Origin of the sequence: Aquabacterium sp. NJ1, from assembly GCF_000768065.1 — a bacterium.
Lineage (GTDB): Bacteria > Pseudomonadota > Gammaproteobacteria > Burkholderiales > Burkholderiaceae_C > Aquabacterium.
In genome coordinates this window covers 458,240-479,214 of sequence record NZ_JRKM01000001.1, presented here as the reverse complement: position 1 = coordinate 479,214, position 20,975 = coordinate 458,240, and the positions used below count along the sequence as shown (strand labels likewise).

Here is a 20,975-nt window from a genome sequence, read left to right as displayed (position 1 = left end):
GCATGGCGATGACGGGTCCACGCGTGGCCATGGTGGCCGGCGAAACCTCCGGCGACCTGCTGGCTGGTTTGCTGCTGGGGGGCATGCGCGCACGCTGGCCTGATCTGACGGCATCAGGCATTGGCGGCCCGAAGATGGCAGCCCATGGTTTCCAGGCGCATTGGCCTTACGAAAAACTGGCCGTCCACGGCTTCAACCTCGAAGTGCTGCGGCGCTTTCGCGAGATATGGGGCATCCGTGAGCAACTGGCGGCGCGCCTGCTGCAGGAGCGCCCTGATGTGTTCATCGGGGTGGACGCGCCGGACTTCAACCTGGGCCTGGAAGCGCGCCTGAAAGCACAAGGCATCAAGACCGTGCACTTCGTCAGCCCGTCCATCTGGGCCTGGCGAGGCGGGCGCATCAACAAGATCCACCGTTCGGTGGACCACATGCTGTGCCTGTTCCCCTTCGAGCCCAAGCTGTACCAGGACAAGGGCATCGCGGCCAGTTATGTGGGGCACCCGCTGGCCGACACGATCCCGCTGGAGGTGCCGCGTGAAGCGGCGCGTGCCAAGCTGGGTTTGAGCGCCGATGCCCAGGTCGTGGCCGTATTGCCAGGCAGCCGCGGTGGCGAGATCCGCCACATTGCGCCCACCTTCCTGCAGACCGTGGCGCGTTTGAGCCAGCAACGGCCTGATCTGCGCTTCCTGTTGCCCATCGTGCCCGGCATGCGTGCGCTGGTTGAGCCCATGGTGGCCGAGCATGCGCCCAAGGCTGCCTTGACCCTGCTTGACGGGCAATCGCACGAAGCGCTGGCCGCTTGTGATGTCACGCTGATTGCGAGCGGCACGGCCACGCTGGAGGCGGCCTTGTTCAAGCGCCCCATGGTGATCGCCTACAAGATCAGCGCCTTGAGCTGGCCCATCATGAAGCGCATGGCCTACCTGCCGTGGGTCGGCTTGCCCAATATCCTGTTGTCCGACTTCGTCGTGCCTGAGCGCCTGCAGCACGAGGCCAACCCCGAGCAACTGGCTTCGGATGTGCTGGCCTGGCTGGATCAGCCTGCCCGAGCCCAGTCGGTGCAACAACGTTTCCTTGAACTTCACCACACCCTGAGGCGCGATACCGCCCGGGCTGCCAGCGATGCCATCGCCCAAGTCATCGAAAGCCGTTAAGGGCGCCAGGACGGCGCGTACGGGCGTCGAGCTGCTCGTGCCGCAGCAGCTGGATCTGTTGTGGCCCGCAGACTCGGCGGGCCTGCTCGCAGGCGTGGACGAGGCCGGCCGCGGCCCGCTGGCCGGCCCGGTGGTGGCCGCTGCTGTCATCCTGGACGACGAGCAGCCCATCGTCGGTCTGGCGGACTCCAAGAAGCTCACCGCGCGCCAGCGCGAGCGCCTGTATGACGAGATCCGCGCCAAGGCGCTGTGTTGTTGCATTGCCGAGGCCACGGTCGAGGAGATCGATGAGATCAACATCCTGCAGGCCACCATGCTGGCCATGCGCCGTGCGGTGGAAGGCCTGCGCCTGAAGCCGGCCATGGTGCAGGTGGACGGCAACCGTGTGCCCGTGCTCAATGTGCCGGCGCAGGCCATCGTCAAGGGCGACTCGAAAGTGCAGGCGATTTCTGCGGCATCCATCCTGGCCAAGGTGCACCGCGACCGTTTGTGCGTACAGTTGCACGAGGCCTATCCGCAATACGGTTTCGATGCCCACAAGGGCTACCCCACGGCCGACCATGTGGCCGCGTTGCGTCTGCACGGCGCGACCCCGGCGCACCGCCGCAGCTTCGGGCCCGTGAAGGTTGCGCTGGGCCTGGCGCCTGATCCCTCCCTGGTTCAGCCTCGCTGACCGCTGCGCCACCTGGATGGCCTGATTTTGATGAGCATCACCCAACTGATCACCTCGCGCGACAACCCGCTGGTGCAACGCCTTCGCAAGCACGCGCAGGACCCGTCCGCCTACCGCAAGCTGGGCGAAGTCTGGCTGGAGGGCGACCACCTGTGTTCGGCCTGTCTGGCGCGTGGCGTGCCCGTGGCCTTGGCCGTGATCGCCGATACGGCGTGGCTGGGTGAGCATGGCACGGCGGCGGGGCATGACGAGCTGGCGCGCAAGCTGAGCGAGCTGGCTCGCCAGGCCGACAAGGTGGTGGTGGTGCCGCAAGCCTTGTGGAAGGTGTTCAGCGGGCTGGAGTCCCATGCGCATCTGGGCTTCCTGCTGTCTCGCCCCGATGAAGGGGCGGTTGATGCCGGCATCCGCTCGGGCTTGCGTTCGGTGGTGCTGGACCGTGTTCAGGACGCCGGCAATGTCGGCAGCATCCTGCGCAGCGCATCGGCCATGGGGTTTCAGCAGGTGGTGGCGTTCAAGGGCACGGCGGCCTTGTGGTCGCCCAAGGTCTTGCGTGCGGGCATGGGCGCGCACTTTGCGCTGCATCTGGTTGAGCAGGTGGTGGCCGATGATCTGGCTGAGCTCGGTGTGCCCCTTGTGGCCACCAGCTCGCACACCGATCAGCTCTTGCCTTCCGCGCCGCTGCCTGACCCCTGCGCCTGGGTGATGGGGCACGAGGGGCAGGGTGTCGCCGAAGCCGTCATGGCCCGCTGTGCGCTGAGGGTGGCCATTCCCCAGCCGGGCGGCGAGGAGTCGCTCAACGTGGCGGCCGCGGCGGCGGTGTGCCTGTACGAGTCACTGCGACGTCGCCTGGCCGCCTGAGGCTGTCTGGGGCGGCTTGCGGGCTCTCACCACATGAAATCGTGCTTGAAAAACCCCTGACCGGCCCGCAGATACTGCGCCGGGCGTTTGGGGTTGACACAAGCCGCCTACAATCTTTGTGGAACCTCTGCCTGCCTGGCAGGTTCCAAGGAAGGTCAGCCTGACCTGACTTCTTTTGCGTTTTCCGGAGGAAACATGGACCGTTCGTTGAAACCCCTTGATGTTGTTTATGGCTCTTCGATGGGCGTGGACCGTCAGCGGGTGCTGCGCAACACGTATGCCTTGCTGGCCTTGTCGATGTTGCCCACCGTGGTCGGCGCCTGGCTGGGCGTGTCGATGAACGTGATGGGCATGTTTGCGGGTCGCCCGCTGATGGCCTTCATGGTGCTGATGGGCATCTCCATGGCCTTTTTCTTCGGCATCAACAAGTTCAAGGATTCAGGCGCAGGCGTCCTGCTGCTGCTGGGCTATACCTTTTTCGCTGGTTTGATGCTGTCGGGCATCGTGGGCATGGCCATGGGGCGCTCCAATGGCGGCGCCCTCATCGGCATGGCCTTTGGCGGTACCGGCGCCGTGTTCCTGGGCATGTCGGCTCTGGCCAGCACGATCAAGACCGATCTGTCCAACATGGGCAAGTGGTTGTTCGTGGGCCTGATCGTGATCCTGGTGGCCTCGGTGGCCAACATCTGGCTGCAGATGCCTGCGCTGATGCTGGCTGTGTCGGCCATGGCCATCGTGATCTTCTCGGCCTACATGCTGTATGACCTCAAGCGCATCATCGACGGCGGCGAAACCAACTACGTGATGGCAACCTTGGCCATCTACCTGGACGTCTACAACGTCTTCGTGTCGCTGCTGCAGCTGCTGATGGCGCTGACTGGCAACGACGATTGAGCCAATCGGTCTGCGCCTCTTGAATTGGCGTGAATCGATACGACATGGGGTATAGCTCTCACGGAGAACCCCATGTCTGCTTCTTCTCTTGAACTGGTTTGCCCACACTGTCAGGCGATCAACCGCGTGCCGGCTGATCGTGTCCATGACCAGCCTCAGTGTGGCAAATGCGCGCAGAGCCTCTTGCCCGGGCAAGCGCTCAATCTCCAGACCCAGAACTTCGAGCGATTTGTCACGCGCAACCAGTTGCCCGTGCTGGTCGACTTCTGGGCGCCCTGGTGCGGCCCCTGCAAGATGTTCGCCCCCGTGTTCGCGCAGATGGCGGGCAGCTACAAGGGCCGCGTGCTGTTCGCTAAGGTCGACACCGAAGCCGAGCAACAGCTGGCGGCGCGCTACAACATCCGCAGCATCCCGACGCTGGCGCTGTTCGCCAATGGCCGCGAGATTGACCGCGTGTCCGGCGCCTTGCAGCCTGCGCAGTTGAAGGCCTGGCTGGCGCGCCACGGCCATTGAGCCTCTCAAAAAAAACGGCACCCCGAAAGGCACCGTAAGGTACTGCCGCCGCAATGGAGAAGGTCAATACTGGTCACCCTCACCGATGTGAGTGCCAGGTGCCAGGTTTTCGAAGCGCGTGTTCGATTTCAGGAAGGCCAGATGCAAGCTGCCGACCGGGCCGTTACGCTGCTTGCCGATGATGATCTCGGCGACGCCGGGAATCTTGGACTCCTTGTTGTAGTACTCGTCGCGGTAGATGAACATGATCACGTCCGCATCCTGCTCGATGGCGCCTGATTCGCGAAGGTCGGACATCATGGGGCGCTTGTCAGGGCGGGTTTCGACCGAGCGGTTCAACTGCGACAGCGCGATCACCGGGCACTGCAACTCTTTGGCCAGCGCTTTGAGGCCTCGCGAGATTTCACCGATCACGGTGGCGCGGTTTTCCTCGTTGCCGCCCGAGCCGCTCATCAGCTGCAGATAGTCGATGATGATCAGGCCCAGCGTGCCGCCGAACTGACGGGCCAGGCGGCGCGCGCGGGCGCGCAATTCATTGGGTGACAGGCCAGGTGTTTCGTCGATGAAGACGTTGGCCGTGCGCAGCTTCTCGACCGTCTCGCTCAGGCGCCCCCATTCATCGTCGCTCAGGCGGCCGGTACGCAGGTTCTGCTGGTTGATGCGGCCAATGGAGCCGACCATACGCAGCGCCAGCTGAGAGGCGCCCATTTCCATGGAGAACACGGCCACCGGCAGGCCTTCGTTGACCGCCACGTTTTCGCCGATGTTCAGTGCAAAAGCCGTCTTACCCATGGAGGGGCGGGCGGCCAGAATGATCAGGTCGCCCTTTTGCAGGCCGGCCGTCATCTTGTCCATTTCGATGAAGCCGGTGCGCACACCGGTGACGTCTTCCGAGCCGTTGTCGGCCAGCTCCTGGACGCGGTCCAGCAGGTCCACCACCAGGCCGTCCATCGAGTGGAAGCCTTGCTTGCCCTTGTTGCCTTCCTCGCCGATCTTCATGATCTTGGCTTCGGCTTCGTCGAGCTGGTCGGCCACGGACTTGCCGTTGGGGCTGAAGGCGTTGGTGGCGATTTCGTCGCTGACCGAAACCAGCTTGCGCAGCACCGCGCGTTCGCGCACGATTTCCGCGTAGCGGCGCATGTTGGCCGCGCTGGGCACCGATTGGGCCAGGGCATTCAGGTACATCAAGCCGCCAGGCACATCCGCGGCCTTGCCTTGCATCTGCAGCTGCTCGAAGACCGTGATCACGTCGGCGGGCTTGGAGGCGTTGATCAGTTGCTGGATGGCCGTGAAGATGAGCTGGTGCTCATGGCGGTAGAAGTCGCTGTCGGTCAGCAGATCCGAGGCACGGTCCCAGGCGCTGTTGTCCAGCAGCAAGCCGCCCAGCACGCTCTGCTCGGCTTCGATGGAGTGCGGCGGCACCCGCAGCTTGGCGATCTCATCGGCGCCAATCGAGGCACTCAAACCGGATGGGGAGAAGGGTGTCGGGAGAACTGCGGCCATGGTCATCAATCATAAGGTTGCCGGCGCGGCGCACATGTGGATAAAGCTGTGTACATGTGGGCAAGTCTGTGGGCAACCCTGGGATAGCTTGGGGATTGGCGTGGATAAGCTGCGCGCCCAATGAGAAAGCCGGCGCAAGGCCGGCTTCCTGGGGCGAATCCGGCGCAGCGCACCGGGTTCGCGTGGTCTGGTGAGACCTGATGCTTAGGCGGTTTCGCCCACCACAGCGACGGTGATCTCGGCGACCACGTCGGTGTGCAGCGACAGCGACACAGGGTGCTCGCCCACGGTCTTCAGAGGACCGTTAGGCAGGCGGATCTGGTGCTTGGCCACTTCGAAGCCGGCAGCCTTGAGGCCTTCAGCGATGTCGAAGTTGGTGACCGAGCCGAACAGGCGGCCGTCCACGCCAGCCTTCTGGCTGACGGTGACAGTCTTGCCAGACAGCTTCTCGCCCATGGCTTGAGCGGCGGCCAGCTTTTCAGCTTGAACCTTTTCCAGTTCAGCGCGACGGGCTTCGAATTCGGCGACGGCCTTTTCGGTGGCGCGACGAGCCTGGCCTGTGGGGATCAGGAAGTTACGAGCGTAACCGTCCTTCACGCGGACCACATCACCCAGGTTGCCCAGGTTGGCGACTTTTTCGAGGAGGATGATTTGCATGACAGAGAACTCCTTAGACGCGGTGCTGGTCGCTGTAAGGCAGCAGGGCCAGGAAGCGAGCGCGCTTGATGGCGGTGGTCAGCTGACGCTGGTAGATCGCGCGGGTGCCGGTCAGGCGTGCGGGGATGATCTTGCCGTTTTCAGCGATGAAGTCGCGCAGGGTGTCAACGTCCTTGTAGTCGATCTGTTCGACGTTGGCGACGGTGAAGCGGCAGAAGCGCTTGCGACGGAACAGCAGGGATTGCGTGTTGCGCTTGCCCTTGCGGTCTTTGGAGAACTTGCCGTTCTTGGAGCGGGGAGCAGCCATGATGACCTCTCAGTATCCGAATGGATGTGTTTAAACGATGTCGTTGAGTTCGGTGATGTGGAGCAGCACGCCACGGCCGTTGCGCGGAGCACCCAGGAAGCCGACGATGCCCAATGGCTCGCCAACCGGCTTTCGGTTCAATTGCTCTGCAATCGGACCAATCGCCACGGCCTTCATTTCCAGCTTGACCTTGCGGGGAAGCTGCGCCTCGGTCACATCGGATTCGTGCTGAAGCACGACGTCGAGTGCGGGCAGGCCGGCGGGGGTGTATCTCAGCGCGCTGCGTTCAATGATCTGGGCTGTGATCAGCACACGGTTCATGAACGACGCGGTCGCGATGTCTGTCAATGCCTTGCGGCATCAATCAGGCAGCGGCTTGCTCCTGCTGGGCCTTGCGGGCCTCTTCACGCTCAACTTGCTTCATCATCACGGAAGGAGCGGTTTCAGCCTTGTCCTTCAGCACGGTGAGGTGACGCAGCACGGCGTCGTTGAACTTGAAGCCGGTTTCGAGCTCAGCCAGGGTTTCCTTGCTGGTTTCGATGTTCAGGCACAGGTAGTGAGCCTTGGCCAGCTTGTTGATCTGGTATGCCAGCTGACGGCGGCCCCAGTCTTCAAGACGGTGAACCTGGCCGCCGGTGGAGGCGATCAGGGCCTTGTAGCGTTCCAGCATGGCGGGAACTTGCTCGCTTTGATCCGGGTGGATCAGCACGACGATTTCATAGTGACGCATGGATACTCCTTGTGGATTCCAGTTGATGGAAGCCGCCACGAAGCGTCAAACCCGTAGACGGCAAGGGCTGCTCAAGAAATGAGCAACTGGCGGAAAAGCCTGCGATTGTAGCAGTGAAAACGCCACCCGGAGGTGGCGTCTGACGCTTGCGGCGCCGGATTTCGCAAGGAAATCCGGCCGTTTTGTCCGAAAACCTTATTTGGCGGCCAGGCGCTGCCAGGTTTCGACCACGGTGTCGGGGTTCAGCGAGATCGAGACGATGCCCTCGGCGGCCAGCCATTCGGCAAAGTCGGGGTGGTCCGAAGGGCCCTGGCCGCAGATGCCGATGTACTTGCCGTGTGCGCGGCAGGCGGCAATCGCACGCGAGATCATGGCTTTGACAGCCGGGTCGCGTTCGTCGAAGTCGTGGGCCAGCAGTTCCAGGCCGGAATCGCGGTCCAGGCCCAGGGTGAGCTGGGTCAGGTCGTTCGAGCCGATGGACATGCCGTCGAAGTACTCCAGGAACTGCTCGGCCAGGATGGCGTTGGACGGCACTTCGCACATCATGATGACGCGCAGGCCGTCCGTACCGCCCTTGGAGGCGCGCACCAGACCATGGTCGGCCAGCATGTTGGTCACGCGCTCGGCCTGCTTCAAAGTGCGCACGAAGGGCACCATGATCTCGATGTTGCTCAGGCCCATGTCATTGCGCACGCGCTTGAGGGCTTCGCACTCCATGGCGAAGGCTTCGCCGAACTCGGCGCTGATGTAGCGCGAGGCACCGCGGAAACCCAGCATGGGGTTTTCTTCTTCCGGCTCGTAGCGCGAACCACCGATGAGCTTCTTGTACTCGTTGGACTTGAAGTCCGACAGGCGCACGATGACGGGCTTGGGCCAGAAGGCGGCGGCGATCGTCGCAATGCCTTCAGCCAGCTTGTCCACGTAGAAAGCGCGAGGCGAGGCGTGGCCACGGGCCACGGACTCGACGGCCTTCTTCAGGTCGGTGTCGATGTTCGGATAGTCCAGGATCGCCTTGGGGTGGACGCCGATGTTGTTGTTGATGATGAACTCGAGGCGGGCCAGGCCCACGCCGTTGTTGGGCATCTGGGCGAAGTCGAACGCCAGCTGGGGGTTGCCCACGTTCATCATGATCTTCAGGCCGATGTGGGGCATCTCGCCACGCTTGACCTCGGTGACTTCGGTTTCCAGCAGGCCTTCGTAGATGTAGCCGGTGTCGCCTTCGGAGCAGGCCACGGTCACCAGGGTGCCGTCGGTCAGGCGCTCGGTGGCGTTACCGCAGCCCACCACGGCCGGGATGCCGAGTTCACGCGCGATGATGGCGGCGTGGCAGGTACGACCGCCACGGTTCGTGACGATGGCGCTGGCGCGCTTCATCACGGGTTCCCAGTTGGGGTCGGTCATGTCGGTGACCAGCACGTCGCCGGGCTTGACGGTGTCCATCTCGGAGATGTTGTGCACGATGCGCACGGGACCGGTGCCGATCTTCTGGCCAATGGCGCGGCCCTCGGCCAGGATGGTGCCGGTGCTCTTGAGCTTGTAGCGCTGCTCGACCTTGCCTTGCATCTGGCTCTTGACCGTCTCAGGACGGGCCTGGAGGATGTACAGCTTGCCGTCGGTGCCGTCCTTGCCCCATTCGATGTCCATCGGGCGGCCGTAGTGCTGCTCGATGATCAGGGCGTAGCGGGCCAGCTCGGTCACGTCCTCGTTGCTCAGGCTGTAGCGGTTGCGGGCTTCGACGGTGGTGTCCACGGTCTTGACCAGCTTGCCGGATGCAGCCTTTTCTTCAGGCGTGGCGAACTCCATCTTCAGCAGCTTGGAGCCCAGGTTGCGGCGGATCACGGCCTGCTTGCCGGCCTTCAGGGCGGGCTTGTGCACGTAGAACTCGTCGGGGTTGACGGCGCCTTGCACCACGGTTTCGCCCAGGCCGTAGCTGGAGGTGATGAAGACCACGTCCTGGAAGCCCGATTCGGTGTCGATGGTGAACATCACGCCGGCGGCACCCAGGTCGGAACGCACCATGCGTTGAACGCCGGCCGACAAGGCGACGACGTCATGCGCAAAGCCCTTGTGCACGCGGTAGGAGATGGCGCGGTCGTTGTACAGCGAGGCGAACACTTCCTTCATCTTGTGCAGCACGTCTTCGATGCCGACGACGTTCAGGAAGGTCTCTTGCTGGCCTGCAAAGGAGGCGTCAGGCAGGTCTTCGGCCGTGGCAGAAGAACGCACGGCGAACGAGGCCTGCAGGTTGTCACCAGCCAAGGTCGCGAAGGCGCCGCGGATGGCCTTTTCCAGGTCGGCGGGGAAGGGCTGGGCTTCGACCCAGCCACGGATTTCGGCACCGGCTTCGGCCAGGGCGCGCACGTCTTCGGTGTTGAGCGCGGCCAGGCGCTTGCTGATGCGGTCAGCCAGGCCATCGTGCTTGAGGAATTCGCGGAAGGCGTGGGCCGTGGTGGCAAAGCCCGTGGGCACGCGCACACCGTTGGGGCCGGTGGGCAATTGCGAGATCATTTCGCCCAGCGAGGCGTTCTTGCCGCCGACGATCTCGACATCGGACATGCGCAGTTGCTCGAAGGGCACGACCAGGGCGGTCGGCTCAAAGCGGTTGGTCATAAAAGCTCCAGGATGGTGAAAAAAATCTGTTTGGCATCCACGGGTGGGCTCAGGTCTGTTGGAGTTGTTGGACGACCTTTGCCACACATCTGACAACAGCTGTGGACACGAGATGGACTGATTGTAGGGTCAGGCCTATGATCGTGCGCTCATCAAGCTCAATTCCTCCGACCAGTGAACGGGTGTTTGCGTGCAAAGCTGACACGTCCACTTGAGGGGGCTTTTCTTCTTTTGTCTGCATATGTCTGATCGCAGTGTGTTTTTCGTGTCGGATGGCACAGGTATCACGGCCGAAACGATGGGGAACTCCATCCTGGCCCAATTCGCCATCAAGCCCCGGCACGTGCGTCGGCCCTTCATCGACACCGTGGACAAGGCGCATCAGGTGGTGCGTGAAATCAATGCGGCAGGGCAGCGTGAAGGCAAGCGGCCCATCGTGTTCACCACCCTGGCCAACGACGATGTGCTGGCCATTCTCAAGGGCTGCGACGCGCGCGTGTTCGACGTGATCAAGACCTTCGTCGAGCCGCTTGAAGAAGAGTTCAGCATGAAGTCCAACCACCGGGTGGGCCGCTTCAGCGACGCCAGCGTGGACCAGGAATACAACGACCGCATCGAGGCGATCAATTTTGCGCTGGAGCACGATGATGGCCAGTCTTCACGCAGCCTGGAGTTGGCCGATGTGGTGCTGGTGGGCGTGAGCCGTTGTGGCAAGACGCCAACCTCTCTGTACCTGGCGATGCAGCATGGCATCAAGGCGGCCAACGTGCCGCTGATCCCGGAGGACTTCGACCGCGGCTTCCTGCCTTCGATGCTCAAGCCTTACAAGAAGAAGTGCTTCGGTCTGACGATCGAGCCCAGTCGCTTGAGCCAGATCCGCAATGAGCGCCGGCCCGGCAGCAAGTACGCCAGCCTGGAGAATTGCCGGCTGGAGGTGGCGCAGGCCGAGTCCATGATGCGCCGCGAGGGCATCGACTGGCTGTCGTCCACGCACAAGTCGATCGAAGAGATCGCCACGACCATCCTGCGCGACATCAGGCCGGATCGGCTGATCTATTGATCCGCGCCTTGGCGTTTCTGCCCCTGGTGATGCGTGGCCATCTCGATGAAGTGGCTCAGGCGTTTTGACAGGTCCTCGGCCGTGCGCAGTGTGTCGCTGTCACCTTGGCGGGCCTGCTCCTGGGTTTGCACGGCGAGCCGCGCCAGTTCAGGGGTGTGCAGGTTCAGGGCCGTGCCCTTGATGTTGTGGGCGATCTTGGCCAGCTGTTCCAGGTTCTGGTTCTGGATGGTGTGCTCCAGCTCCTGCTGGATCTCGCTGAGGGTGTCGCCCAGCATGGCGATCAGGCGGTCCAGCAGTTGGGGCTGCGCCTGGTAATACTGCTGCATGGCCTGCCAGTCGGTGATGTCCTGCTGCATATCGGGCTCGGTGCTCATCGTTGCTTGGGCTGCCACGTTGTCGGCCTGCGGGGCATCTCCCGGGCGCCAACGAGCAAAGCGGCGTATTTCGTCGACCAGAGTATCCAGCATATAGGGTTTGGTGACATAGCCCACCATGCCGGCCCGTCGGGCTTGTTGTTTGGCCGTGTCGAAGGCGTGCGCGGTCAGGCCGATGACAGGCAGCGAAGGGGCGATGTGGCCCAGCGCCTGGGCAGCCTGGTAGCCGTCCATGACGGGCATCTGGATGTCGCACAGCACGACGTCGAAGCTCGATGGCCCATGGACGCGGACCTGCTCCAGTGCATGGGCACCGTCGAAGGCGAAGGTGACGATGGCGCCTTCCTGCTCCAGCATCTGTTGCAGCACCAGGCGATTGACGGGGTTGTCTTCAGCGGCCAGCACACGGATGTGCGCCAGGCGCTGGCTGCTGCTCACGGCCGTTCGGTTCAGCTTGGTCTTGATGGCGTTGAGCAGGCGCAAGGGGCTCAGGGGGCCGGCCACCACCGGGAGTTCATTCTGGAGGGGCTGCGGCAGCTCGACCACCGTGCTGGCGGGGGCGTTGACCAGCACCGTGTGCCCGAGTGCGATATTGCGGCGGATCTCTTCTGGCGCGCATCGGGGCAAGGCGTCTGAAGACAGGATGATCACGTCGGGCTGGCTGCCTGGTGGCAAGGGGAGCGCGGCGCTGTGGGTGACCTTCAGCGCCCTGTCTCGCAGGGACTCGGTCAGCGCACTGGAGGCTGGCGTGGGGCTGCCGACCATGGCCACGTGGCGAATGTGGCGAACGTCGCCGCCTTCGGGGTGCAACACCGGCAACTTGACCGTGAACGTGGTGCCTTCGCCCGGTTGGCTGCGGACCTGGATGTGGCCGCGCATCATTTCCACCAGCCGTTTGCAGATGGCCAGGCCCAGGCCGGTGCCGCCCGATTGCGCTGGGTGATGGCCATGCACCTGCACAAAGGGCTGGAACAGCTGCAGGAGCTTGTCCTCGGACATGCCGATCCCTGTGTCGGTGACCTCCATGATGAGGTCAGGGGCGACGTAATCCAGGTGGATGCTGACCTGCCCGGTGTCGGTGAACTTGATGGCGTTGGACAGCAGGTTCAACAGGATCTGCGACAGCCGCGTGGCGTCGCCATGGAAGTACTGCGGGACGTCGGCCGACTCGTGGATGATCAGCGGCAGGCCCTTGGCCTGGGCCAGGATGGCCTTGAGCGTGAGCACGTGTTCCAGCACCTGGCCGAGGTTGATGCGCTCGTAGTGCAGGTTGAGCTTGCCCGATTCGATCCGGGAGAAATCCAGCACGTCGTTGACCAGGGTGAGCAGGTGCTGGGCCGAGTCGAGTATCTGCTCGAAGGTCCTGGCCTGTGGGGTACCGATGGCCTGGCGCGCCCCGACCTGCGCAAGCCCGAACATGGCGTTCAAAGGCGTGCGCACCTCGTGGCTGATGTTGGCCAGGAACTCGCTCTTGGCCTGGTTGGCCGCCTCGGCGGCCAGTTCGGCCTGCTTGATCTGGCTGATGTCGAACACGATGACCAGAAAGCCCTGTACCACGCCGTTGACGATGTCGGGCAGGTAGTGGGCTTCGCTGTGACGATGGCGGCCGGGTTGTTTCGGGATGGGGAGCAGCCGCTCAAAGCGCTGAGAATGGCCTTTGAGCGCCTCCTGCATGTAGGGCCAGTTTTGCTCGAAGAGTGTCGGCCCGAGCAGGTCTTTGATGTGCAAGTTGCGCAGTTGGTCGGCCGACATGCCAAACCAGTCCAGGTAGGCCTTGTTGGCGAAGCGGTTGTGCAGGTCTTTGGTCCAGTAGCCGATCAGGCCGGGAATGCCGTCCAGGATGTTTTGCAGCAGGCGTTCGTGTTCGCCTAGCGCGGCGGTGCGCTCCTTGACACGCTCTTCGAGGGATTCGGTGAGCTTGAGGGCGGCACTCTCGGCCTGCTTGCGGGCCGTGATGTCCATGACGATGCCGGTATAGGTGTCCTGGCCGTCTGGCCTGGGCTGGCCTGGCTGGCCGCGCGACAGGATCCACCTCACTGGGCCGCTGCACGGGTTGGTGCGCCACTCGATTTCGAAGGGGACGCCCCGCTCTCTGGCGGCAAAGACGTGCTGCCTGGCTTGTGCGCGGTCCTCGGGGTGGATGCTGGCAAGCCAGGCATCCTGGGTGGGGGGCGTATCGGGTGGGAGGCCGAACAAGGCCCAGACCTCGTCAGACCAGGCATTGAGGTTGGTGCCCAGATGCCATTCCCACAAGCCCGCCTGTGCGGCGGACAGTGCCATCTTCAACCCATCGTCTGTCGGCATGAACCGCAGGGTGGGCGCGTCGATCTCCGTCAGGGCCTGCATATGCCTCCTTGAAAGGGAGCTTGATGCGCGGCTGGAGGGGGCCTGCCGCTTTACTGGGCTGATGGGGTTCTGGAATTCGGAAATCGGGTAAAGCAGCCTGTCCGATGAACCCGGATCGGATGGCTCACATTAGCGGTTAAGTGTCAGCTTGGCAATGTGCCGACCTGAAATCTGCGCGTTGTTGGCGGCAGGAAACAGTCTGGCCCACCGAGGACGGGTGTCCCGGGTGGGCCAGTTGGCGTGTGGAGGCTCAGGCGCGCAGATGCGGCCAGCGCCGGATCAGCCCTGGTAGTCGCTCACCGGCACGCAGGAGCAGAACAGGTTGCGGTCGCCATGGACGTTGTCCACGCGGCCCACGGGCGACCAGTACTTCTGCTTGCGCAGGCTGGCCACAGGGTAGGCGGCCAGTTCTCGGCTGTAGGCGTGCGGCCACTCGGCCTTGAGCAGGCTGGCGGCGGTGTGCGGCGCGTTCTTCAAGGGGTTGTCGTCCTGCGGCAGCTTGCCTTGTTCCACCAGGCGAATTTCCTCGCGGATGGCGATCATGGCGTCGCAGAAGCGGTCCAGTTCCGCCTTGGATTCGCTCTCGGTCGGTTCGACCATCAAGGTGCCGGCCACAGGGAAGCTCAGCGTGGGTGCATGGAAGCCGTAGTCGATCAGGCGCTTGGCCACGTCTTCGGCGGCGACGCCGCTGCTGTCCTTCAAGGGGCGCAGGTCCAGGATGCACTCGTGGGCCACGCCGCCACCCTTGATGGTCTGGCTGCCACCGCTGAAGTGGATGTCGTAGTGGTCAGCCAGGCGGGCGGCCACGTAGTTGGCGTTGAGGATGGCCACTTCGGTGGCGGCCTTCAGGCCATCGGCACCCATCATGCGGATGTACATCCAGCTGATGGGCAGCACGGCAGCGTTGCCCAGCGGGGCGGCTGACACAGCGCCGACCTGCACTTCAGAACCGATGCCGGCCGAGCGGTGCGCGGGCAGGAAGGGCGCCAGGTCTTCAACCACGCAGACGGGGCCGACGCCGGGGCCGCCACCGCCGTGCGGGATGCAGAAGGTCTTATGCAGGTTCAGGTGGCTGACGTCGCCGCCGAACTGGCCCGGTGCGGCCAGGCCGACCAGGGCGTTCATGTTGGCGCCGTCCACGTAGACGCGGCCGCCGTGCTTGTGCACCAGCTTGCACAGCTCGGTCACGCGGGTTTCGAACACGCCGTAGGTCGAGGGGTAGGTGATCATCACGGCAGCCAGGTTGGCGCTGTGTTGCTCGCACTTGACCTTGAGGTCGTCCAGGTCCACGTTGCCATCGGTGTCGCACTTGGTGACCACCACCTTCATGCCGGCCATGTGGGCGCTGGCGGGGTTGGTGCCGTGGGCCGATTCGGGGATCAGGCAGATGTCACGGTGGCCCTGGCCCTTGGATTCGTGATAGGCCTTGATGACCAGCAAACCAGCGTATTCGCCTTGCGAGCCGGCATTGGGTTGCAGGCTGATGCCGGCGTAGCCCGTGGCCTGGCACAGCCAGGCGCACAGCTCTTCATTGAGCAGCTCGTAGCCCTTGAGCTGGTCGCGCGGTGCGAAGGGGTGGATGTGCGCGAACTCGGGCCAGGTGATGGGGATCATCTCGCTGGTGGCGTTGAGCTTCATGGTGCACGAACCCAGCGGGATCATGGTGCGGTCCAGGGCCAGGTCCTTGTCGGCCAGGCCGCGCAGGTAGCGCAGCATTTCCGTTTCGCTGTGGTGGCTGTTGAACACCGGGTGCGTCAGGAAGGCGCTGTCGCGGCGCAGGTTGGCGGGCAGGCCCAGGGCCACGCCGTTCTCAAACGCGGCAAACGAAGGCAGCGGCTTGCCGCCGGAGAACACCGTCCACAGGTCGATGATGTCGTTGCGGGTGGTGGTTTCGTCCAGCGAGATGGTCACGCTGTCGTTGCTGGCGTCGCGCAGGTTGATGCCCAACTTGACGGCATCGGCCAGCACGGTTTCGCGGTCTTCTGTCAGCACCTGAACCGTGTCGAACCAGGTGGTGTGAACCACCTTGCGGCCCATGGCCTTGAGGCCTTCAGCCAGGATGGAGGCGTAGCTGGCCACACGCAGGGCAATGCGCTTGAGGCCTTCAGGGCCGTGGTAGACCGCGTACATGCTGGCCACCACAGCGGGTAGCACCTGGGCGGTACAGATGTTGGAGGTGGCCTTCTCGCGGCGGATGTGCTGCTCGCGGGTTTGCAGGGCCAGGCGGTAGGCCGGGTCACCGTGGCTATCGACACTCACGCCGACCAGGCGGCCGGGCATGGAGCGCTTGAGTTCGTCCTTGGTGGCCATGTAGGCAGCGTGCGGGCCACCGTTGCCCATGGGCATGCCGAAACGCTGGGTGGTGCCGCAGGCGATGTCGGCGCCCAGTTCACCCGGAGGCGTCAGCAGGGTCAGGGCCAGCAGGTCGGCGGCCACGATGGCCATGGCGCCCTTGGCGTGCAGCGCGTCGATCAAGGGGCGCAGGTCACGCACCTGGCCATTGACGCCGGGGTACTGCATCAGCGCGGCGAAGCAGTCGTTGGTTTGCAGGTGCTCGGCCAGTTGGGCGGCGTGCACCAGGTCCACGGTGATGCCCAGCGGCTTGGCGCGCGTCTGGATCACTTCCAGCGTCTGGGGGAACACGTCATGGCAGACCACGAAGCGCGTGGACTTGCTCTTGCCGCCACGTGCGGCCAGCGTCATGGCTTCAGCAGCTGCCGTGGCCTCGTCCAGCATGGAGGCGTTGGCAATCGCCATGCCCGTCAGGTCGGTGACCATGGTCTGGAAGTTGATCAGCGCTTCCATGCGGCCTTGCGAGATTTCGGCCTGGTAGGGCGTGTAGGCGGTGTACCAGGCGGGGTTCTCGAGGATGTTGCGCAGGATGACGCCGGGTGTCAGGGTGCCGTAGTAGCCCTGGCCGATGAAGTTGCGCATCAGCTTGTTCTGCTGCGCGATGGCCTTGAGCTCGGCCAGCGCCTGGGCTTCGGTCAGCGGGGCGGGCAGCTCCATGGGGTTGCCGCGCTTGATGCTGGCCGGCACGATGCCGTCGATCAGGGCTTGCCGCGAGGCCACGCCGATGGCACTGAGCATGTGTTGCTGCTCTTCGTCCCAGGGGCCAAGGTGGCGGGCCTGGAATTCGGTCGCGTTTTCGAGTTCAGCGAGGGTGGGCAGGTGGGTGTTCAGCATGGCGTTCGGCGGCAGGCAAAGCTCTAGGGGCACGGTGTGGGCACGCGGTCAAGCCGGTGCCCGGCGGGCGGCCGCACTGAGGCGGGCCACCCTCGGATCGCTGTGGGCGATCAGGCGTTTTTCAGCAGGTCGTCGTAAGCGGTCTTGTCCAGCAGGGCGTCGAGCTCGGCGGGGTTGGACAGCTTGACCTTGAAGAACCAGCCGGCGCCGGTGGGGTCGCTGTTGGCCAGCGAGGGGTCGTCGCGCAGGGCTTCGTTGACGGCGGTGATTTCACCGGTCACGGGCATGTAGACGTCTGCGGCAGCCTTCACGGACTCGACCACGCCGGCCACGTCCTTGGGGTTGAAGGTGGTGCCCACGGCGGGCAGGTCCACGAACACCACGTCGCCCAGGGCGTCCTGAGCGTGGTGGGTGATGCCGACGGTGGCGGTGCCGTCAGCTTCGATTTGCAGCCATTCGTGGTCGGGCGTGTACTTGATGGTCATGTTGGACGTCCTGGATAGATGGGATAAAAGGGTGCTTGTGTGCCGAACGGGCGAGAGTATGGCTCAGGGTGCCATGCTCAGGCCGGGCCGGCGCGGTGTTTTCAGCCGCGGTAGTAGCGGTTGGGCACGAAGGGCAGGGTGGTCACGGTCATGGCGACACGCTTGTCGCGCACGATGGCGAAAACCGGGGTGCCCACGGCGGCCTGCGGCGTGGCCAGGTAAGCCAGCGCGATCGGTTGGCCCAGGCTGGGGCTGGGCGAGCCGCTGGTGACGATGCCGATTTCTTGTCCGTCGGCATTGACCACCTTGGCGCCTTCACGCACTGGCATACGTTCGGTGCTGATCAGGCCCACACGCTTGCGTGCAGCGCCATTGGCCAGCTGGCCGTCAATCACGCTGGCACCGGGGTAGCCGCCAGCGCGTGCGCCACCGGCGCGGCGCACCTTCTGGATGGCCCAGGTGATGCTGCCTTCAACGGGCGTGGTGCTGGTGTCGATGTCGTGGCCGTACAGGCACAGGCCGGCTTCCAGGCGCAGGGTGTCGCGGGCACCCAGGCCGATGGGCTTGACTTCGGGTTGGGCCAGCAGGGCGCGGGCCAGTTGCTCGGCCTTGTCGGCGGGCACGGAAATCTCGAAGCCGTCTTCGCCGGTGTAGCCCGAGCGGGTCAGGAAGCAATCGATGCCGTCGAGCACGAAGTGGCCGCCGGTCATGAAGGTGAGCTTCTGCACATCGGCGTTCAGGCGGGCCAGGGCCGTCACGGCTTGCGGGCCTTGCAGGGCCAGCAGGGCCTGGTCAGGCAGGGGCTGCACGGTGCAGCGGCCGCCGATGTGCTGTTGCATGTGGGCGATGTCCTGCACCTTGCAGGCGGCGTTCACGACCACGAACAGGTCGTTCTCGCGGCGGGTGACCATCAGGTCGTCCAGGATGCCGCCTTGCTCGTTCGTGAACAGGGCGTAGCGCTGCTTGAACTTGGGCAGGTCGACGATGTCCACCGGCACCAGGGACTCGAGCGCGGCGTCGGCGCCTTCACCCTTGAGCAGCACCTGGCCCATGTGCGAGACGTCAAACAGGCCAGCGGCGGCGCGGGTGTGCTTGTGCTCGTTGAGGATGCCGGTGGCGTACTGCACGGGCATGTCGTAGCCGCCAAAGGGCACCATCTTGGCGCCCAGTTCGATGTGCAGGGCGTGCAGAGGTGTCTTCAACAGGGTTGCGGTGGTGTCAGCGGACATGGCAGTAGCTGGCTGCGAGGCCAGCGGGAGGGCAATCTGAGTGGATCCAGACCCGCTTTCGACCAGGTGATCCACCCAGCTGAAACCGTTTCCGGTGCTGCCCTCTCTGTCCGCTTTACCTGAGAGATTGACCCCTCGCTGCGACCTGATCGCGGCGTTGTGGGCTTGCCCCTTCGGTGGCCGGGCTCACCTCGCTTGCAGCAAGGTCACCAGGCTCTCTCCAGTGAGGATCATGGTGGTGGGCTTCATCAGCCTGGCCGCCATGTTTGCCAGTCCTTTTGCCTGAGCGTTCGGGCGGCCAACTCGCGTTGGTGGGCCCTGCGCCTTCGGCGGCCTCGGCACGGTGGCGTCGGCTCTCTCCTGACAAGCCGCGAGTGTATCAGCCCGTGTCGGCTTCGCGTGTGAAAAAAGCCGCGTCAGCGGGTCGCGGACGCGGCTTTGAGGGGGGCGCAGGGTGGCTTATTGCATCAGCAGGTGGGGCAGCCACAAGGACAGGCCCGGCCAGTAGGTCACCAGGCCCAGGAAGACCAGCATGGTCAACAGCCAGGGCCAGACGGCCACGGTCAACTCGGTGATGCCCATCTTGGTGATGCCCGAGGCCACATACAGGTTCAACCCCACCGGCGGGTGGCACATGCCGACTTCCATGTTGACCACGATCAGGATGCCGAAGTGGATGGGGTCGATGCCCAGCTTGGTGGCCACGGGGAACAGGATGGGCGCCATGATCAGCACGATCGACGACGGTTCCATGAAGTTGCCCGCCACCAGCAGCAGGATGTTGACCACCAGCAGGAAGGCGATCTGGCCCAGGCCCATGCCGACCAGCCAGTCGGCCAGTTGCTGCGGGATGTTCTCATTGGCCAGCACGAAGCTGAACAGCACCGCGTTGGTGATGATGTAGAGCAGCATCGCGCTCATGTTGGCCGAGTTCAGTAGCACGCGGGGCACGTCCTTCAAGCCCATGTCCTTGTAGACGAACACGGCGATGAAGAAGGCGTACACCGCGGCCATGGCGGCAGCCTCAGTGGGGGTGAAGATGCCGGTGTAGATCCCGCCCATCACCACCACGATCAACAGCAAACCCCAGAAGGACTCCTTGAAGGCCTTGAAGCGCTGCGCAAACGTGGCCTTGGGCTGGCGCGGGTAACCGAACTTGCGTGCACGCCACCAGGTGGTGAAGCCCAGCATCAAGGCCAGCAGGGCGCCAGGGACGACGCCAGCCAGGAACAGCGCCCCGACCGAGGTGTTGGTGGACACCGAATACATCACCATCACGATGGAGGGTGGGATCAGGATGCCCAGTGCGCCCGAGGTGGTGACCACGCCCGCGCCGAACTTGTTGGGAAAACCCGCCTTGGCCATGGCCGGCAGCAGGATCGAGCCGATGGCCACCACCGTGGCAGGCGAAGAGCCCGACACTGCAGCGAACAAGGCGCAGGCCACCACGCCAGCCAAGGCCAGCCCACCGTGCCAGTGCCCCACCATGCTGGTGGCGAAGTTGATCATGCGCCGCGCGACGCCGCCGTGCGTCAGGAAGTTGCCGGCCAGGATGAAGAAGGGGATCGCCATGATCTCGAACTTCTCGATGCCGGTGAACAGCTTGAGCGCGACCGATTCCAGCGGTACTTGTGTGAAGCCGAAGATGAAGGTGAGAACCGTGAGGCCCAGCGAGATGGACACGGGCATGCCCGTGAGCATCAGTGCGAGCAGCACAGCGAAAATGATGATGCCGTTCATGTGCTGCTCCTTCAGGCCTTGGCCACTTCGTCGTCGAGGCCATCCACATGGCCATGGTCGTGGTGAGGCAGTTCACCCGTGCGGGTGAAGTTCCAGGCCACCTGCAGGAAGCGGAAGCACATCAGGGATGAGCCCAGCGGGATCGCCATGTAGATGATCCAGGTCGGCCATTCCAGATCGGGTGTGGTGGGGCCTTCGATCAGGTCGGTCATGTCGAGGTGGAAGGCGTTGTAGAACGCGTAGTGCGCACCGTTGTGCCACACGAAACTCGCGCCCATGGTGGCGATGGTGCCGGTGAACAGGGCGCCCGCCAGCAGGCCGAACAACACGAAGAACTTGCGCCTGGGCGGCGACAGCTGGTTGATCAGTACGTCCACCCCGACGTGGATGCCGGTGCGCACGCCATAGGCTGCGCCGAACTTGGCCATCCAGACGAACAGGTAGATGGTGGCCTCCTGGGCCCAGGCGAAGTTCAGTGTCAGCAGCCAGTCCTGTATGGGGCTGTTGAAGCCAACCGCGTAACGGTGCAGCACGGACACAAAAATGATCAGTGTGGCGGCGCCCATGAAGGTCGCGATCAGCCACTCTTCCAGGTGGTCAAGCCATTTCATGATGGCATCTCCTCGGTATGAAAAAGCCCACGTCGTGGCGTGGGC

At 64.0% G+C, this 20,975-nt stretch carries 18 protein-coding genes and 2 riboswitches; of the genes, 6 read left to right on the top strand and 12 right to left on the bottom strand.

Going from position 1 to position 20,975, the window contains the following annotated elements:
• Positions 1–2: 2 nt before the first annotated feature.
• The 5 genes from lpxB (at position 3) to trxC (ending at position 4,092) form a co-directional block, all read left to right on the top strand.
• The gene (gene lpxB, locus JY96_RS02110; protein WP_081960961.1) at positions 3–1,154 is read left to right on the top strand and encodes a lipid-A-disaccharide synthase; all 1,152 of its coding nucleotides are present in this window, start codon (positions 3–5) and stop codon (positions 1,152–1,154) included.
• On the top strand, positions 1,123–1,827 hold the full coding sequence (rnhB, locus tag JY96_RS02105) for a ribonuclease HII (RefSeq protein WP_081960960.1): 705 nt from the start codon (positions 1,123–1,125) through the stop codon (positions 1,825–1,827). Before lpxB ends, rnhB begins: the two co-directional genes overlap by 32 nt.
• Before the next feature lie 30 nt (positions 1,828–1,857).
• A complete protein-coding gene (locus JY96_RS02100) occupies positions 1,858–2,685 on the top strand; it encodes an RNA methyltransferase (protein ID WP_035034569.1) in 828 nt (275 codons plus the stop codon).
• Positions 2,686–2,880: 195 nt separating this feature from the next.
• Positions 2,881–3,579, top strand: coding sequence for a Bax inhibitor-1/YccA family protein (locus tag JY96_RS02095; protein ID WP_052162041.1), 699 nt, complete (start codon positions 2,881–2,883; stop codon positions 3,577–3,579).
• A gap of 72 nt (positions 3,580–3,651) precedes the next feature.
• Positions 3,652–4,092, top strand: a complete 441-nt coding sequence (gene trxC, locus JY96_RS02090) for a thioredoxin TrxC (RefSeq protein WP_035034568.1) — start codon at positions 3,652–3,654, stop codon at positions 4,090–4,092.
• A 63-nt stretch (positions 4,093–4,155) separates the two neighbouring features.
• Here trxC and dnaB read toward each other — a convergent pair whose 3' ends face one another.
• The 6 genes from dnaB to ppsA form a co-directional block, all read right to left on the bottom strand.
• A complete protein-coding gene (gene dnaB / locus JY96_RS02085; RefSeq protein WP_035040807.1) occupies positions 4,156–5,595 on the bottom strand; it encodes a replicative DNA helicase in 1,440 nt (479 codons plus the stop codon).
• Positions 5,596–5,799: 204 nt separating this feature from the next.
• Complete coding sequence (gene rplI / locus JY96_RS02080) at positions 5,800–6,252, bottom strand: 50S ribosomal protein L9 (RefSeq protein WP_035034564.1); 453 nt, start codon at positions 6,250–6,252, stop codon at positions 5,800–5,802.
• 13 nt (positions 6,253–6,265) lie between these two features.
• Positions 6,266–6,559, bottom strand: a complete 294-nt coding sequence (gene rpsR / locus JY96_RS02075) for a 30S ribosomal protein S18 (RefSeq protein ID WP_035034561.1) — start codon at positions 6,557–6,559, stop codon at positions 6,266–6,268.
• Between the two features lie 30 nt (positions 6,560–6,589).
• Positions 6,590–6,880, bottom strand: coding sequence for a primosomal replication protein N (gene priB / locus JY96_RS02070; RefSeq protein WP_035034557.1), 291 nt, complete (start codon positions 6,878–6,880; stop codon positions 6,590–6,592).
• Positions 6,881–6,923: 43 nt separating this feature from the next.
• On the bottom strand, positions 6,924–7,289 hold the full coding sequence (rpsF, locus tag JY96_RS02065) for a 30S ribosomal protein S6 (RefSeq protein WP_035034554.1): 366 nt from the start codon (positions 7,287–7,289) through the stop codon (positions 6,924–6,926).
• 195 nt (positions 7,290–7,484) lie between these two features.
• Positions 7,485–9,899, bottom strand: coding sequence for a phosphoenolpyruvate synthase (gene ppsA / locus JY96_RS02060; protein WP_035034552.1), 2,415 nt, complete (start codon positions 9,897–9,899; stop codon positions 7,485–7,487).
• A 241-nt stretch (positions 9,900–10,140) separates the two neighbouring features.
• On the opposite strand from ppsA, the gene JY96_RS02055 reads away from it, so the two are divergent.
• The gene (locus tag JY96_RS02055; protein ID WP_035034550.1) at positions 10,141–10,959 is read left to right on the top strand and encodes a pyruvate, water dikinase regulatory protein; all 819 of its coding nucleotides are present in this window, start codon (positions 10,141–10,143) and stop codon (positions 10,957–10,959) included.
• On the opposite strand, the gene JY96_RS21865 is transcribed toward JY96_RS02055, so the two are convergent.
• From JY96_RS21865 to JY96_RS02025, 6 genes are all read right to left on the bottom strand, one after another.
• Positions 10,953–13,679, bottom strand: a complete 2,727-nt coding sequence (locus tag JY96_RS21865) for an ATP-binding protein (protein ID WP_052162040.1) — start codon at positions 13,677–13,679, stop codon at positions 10,953–10,955. The two genes, JY96_RS02055 and JY96_RS21865, sit on opposite strands and share 7 nt — an antisense overlap.
• A 279-nt stretch (positions 13,680–13,958) precedes the next feature.
• A complete protein-coding gene (gene gcvP / locus JY96_RS02045) occupies positions 13,959–16,865 on the bottom strand; it encodes an aminomethyl-transferring glycine dehydrogenase (protein ID WP_035034547.1) in 2,907 nt (968 codons plus the stop codon).
• Positions 16,866–16,975: 110 nt separating this feature from the next.
• Positions 16,976–17,350, bottom strand: coding sequence for a glycine cleavage system protein GcvH (gene gcvH, locus JY96_RS02040; protein WP_035034544.1), 375 nt, complete (start codon positions 17,348–17,350; stop codon positions 16,976–16,978).
• Between the two features lie 101 nt (positions 17,351–17,451).
• A complete protein-coding gene (gene gcvT / locus JY96_RS02035) occupies positions 17,452–18,579 on the bottom strand; it encodes a glycine cleavage system aminomethyltransferase GcvT (RefSeq protein WP_035034542.1) in 1,128 nt (375 codons plus the stop codon).
• A 96-nt stretch (positions 18,580–18,675) separates the two neighbouring features.
• A riboswitch (glycine riboswitch) is annotated at positions 18,676–18,813 on the bottom strand.
• 26 nt (positions 18,814–18,839) lie between these two features.
• Positions 18,840–18,952, bottom strand: a riboswitch (glycine riboswitch).
• 86 nt (positions 18,953–19,038) lie between these two features.
• Positions 19,039–20,319, bottom strand: a complete 1,281-nt coding sequence (locus JY96_RS02030; RefSeq protein ID WP_035034541.1) for a TRAP transporter large permease — start codon at positions 20,317–20,319, stop codon at positions 19,039–19,041.
• A gap of 11 nt (positions 20,320–20,330) precedes the next feature.
• Entirely contained in the window at positions 20,331–20,930 is a 600-nt protein-coding gene (locus JY96_RS02025; protein WP_035034539.1) for a TRAP transporter small permease, read from the bottom strand.
• Between the last annotated feature and the right edge of the window lie 45 nt (positions 20,931–20,975).

Coding starts and splice junctions, on each gene's coding strand:
- priB (WP_035034557.1), bottom strand. CDS start 6,880: ATGAACCGTGTGCTGATCACAGCCCAGATCATTGAACGCAGCGCGCTG.
- gcvT (WP_035034542.1), bottom strand. CDS start 18,579: ATGTCCGCTGACACCACCGCAACCCTGTTGAAGACACCTCTGCACGCC.
- JY96_RS02030 (WP_035034541.1), bottom strand. CDS start 20,319: ATGAACGGCATCATCATTTTCGCTGTGCTGCTCGCACTGATGCTCACG.
- rnhB (WP_081960960.1), top strand. CDS start 1,123: ATGCCATCGCCCAAGTCATCGAAAGCCGTTAAGGGCGCCAGGACGGCG.
- trxC (WP_035034568.1), top strand. CDS start 3,652: ATGTCTGCTTCTTCTCTTGAACTGGTTTGCCCACACTGTCAGGCGATC.
- ppsA (WP_035034552.1), bottom strand. CDS start 9,899: ATGACCAACCGCTTTGAGCCGACCGCCCTGGTCGTGCCCTTCGAGCAA.
- lpxB (WP_081960961.1), top strand. CDS start 3: ATGGCGATGACGGGTCCACGCGTGGCCATGGTGGCCGGCGAAACCTCC.
- JY96_RS02025 (WP_035034539.1), bottom strand. CDS start 20,930: ATGAAATGGCTTGACCACCTGGAAGAGTGGCTGATCGCGACCTTCATG.
- gcvH (WP_035034544.1), bottom strand. CDS start 17,350: ATGACCATCAAGTACACGCCCGACCACGAATGGCTGCAAATCGAAGCT.
- gcvP (WP_035034547.1), bottom strand. CDS start 16,865: ATGCTGAACACCCACCTGCCCACCCTCGCTGAACTCGAAAACGCGACC.
- dnaB (WP_035040807.1), bottom strand. CDS start 5,595: ATGGCCGCAGTTCTCCCGACACCCTTCTCCCCATCCGGTTTGAGTGCC.
- JY96_RS21865 (WP_052162040.1), bottom strand. CDS start 13,679: ATGCAGGCCCTGACGGAGATCGACGCGCCCACCCTGCGGTTCATGCCG.
- JY96_RS02055 (WP_035034550.1), top strand. CDS start 10,141: ATGTCTGATCGCAGTGTGTTTTTCGTGTCGGATGGCACAGGTATCACG.
- rplI (WP_035034564.1), bottom strand. CDS start 6,252: ATGCAAATCATCCTCCTCGAAAAAGTCGCCAACCTGGGCAACCTGGGT.
- rpsR (WP_035034561.1), bottom strand. CDS start 6,559: ATGGCTGCTCCCCGCTCCAAGAACGGCAAGTTCTCCAAAGACCGCAAG.
- JY96_RS02100 (WP_035034569.1), top strand. CDS start 1,858: ATGAGCATCACCCAACTGATCACCTCGCGCGACAACCCGCTGGTGCAA.
- rpsF (WP_035034554.1), bottom strand. CDS start 7,289: ATGCGTCACTATGAAATCGTCGTGCTGATCCACCCGGATCAAAGCGAG.
- JY96_RS02095 (WP_052162041.1), top strand. CDS start 2,881: ATGGACCGTTCGTTGAAACCCCTTGATGTTGTTTATGGCTCTTCGATG.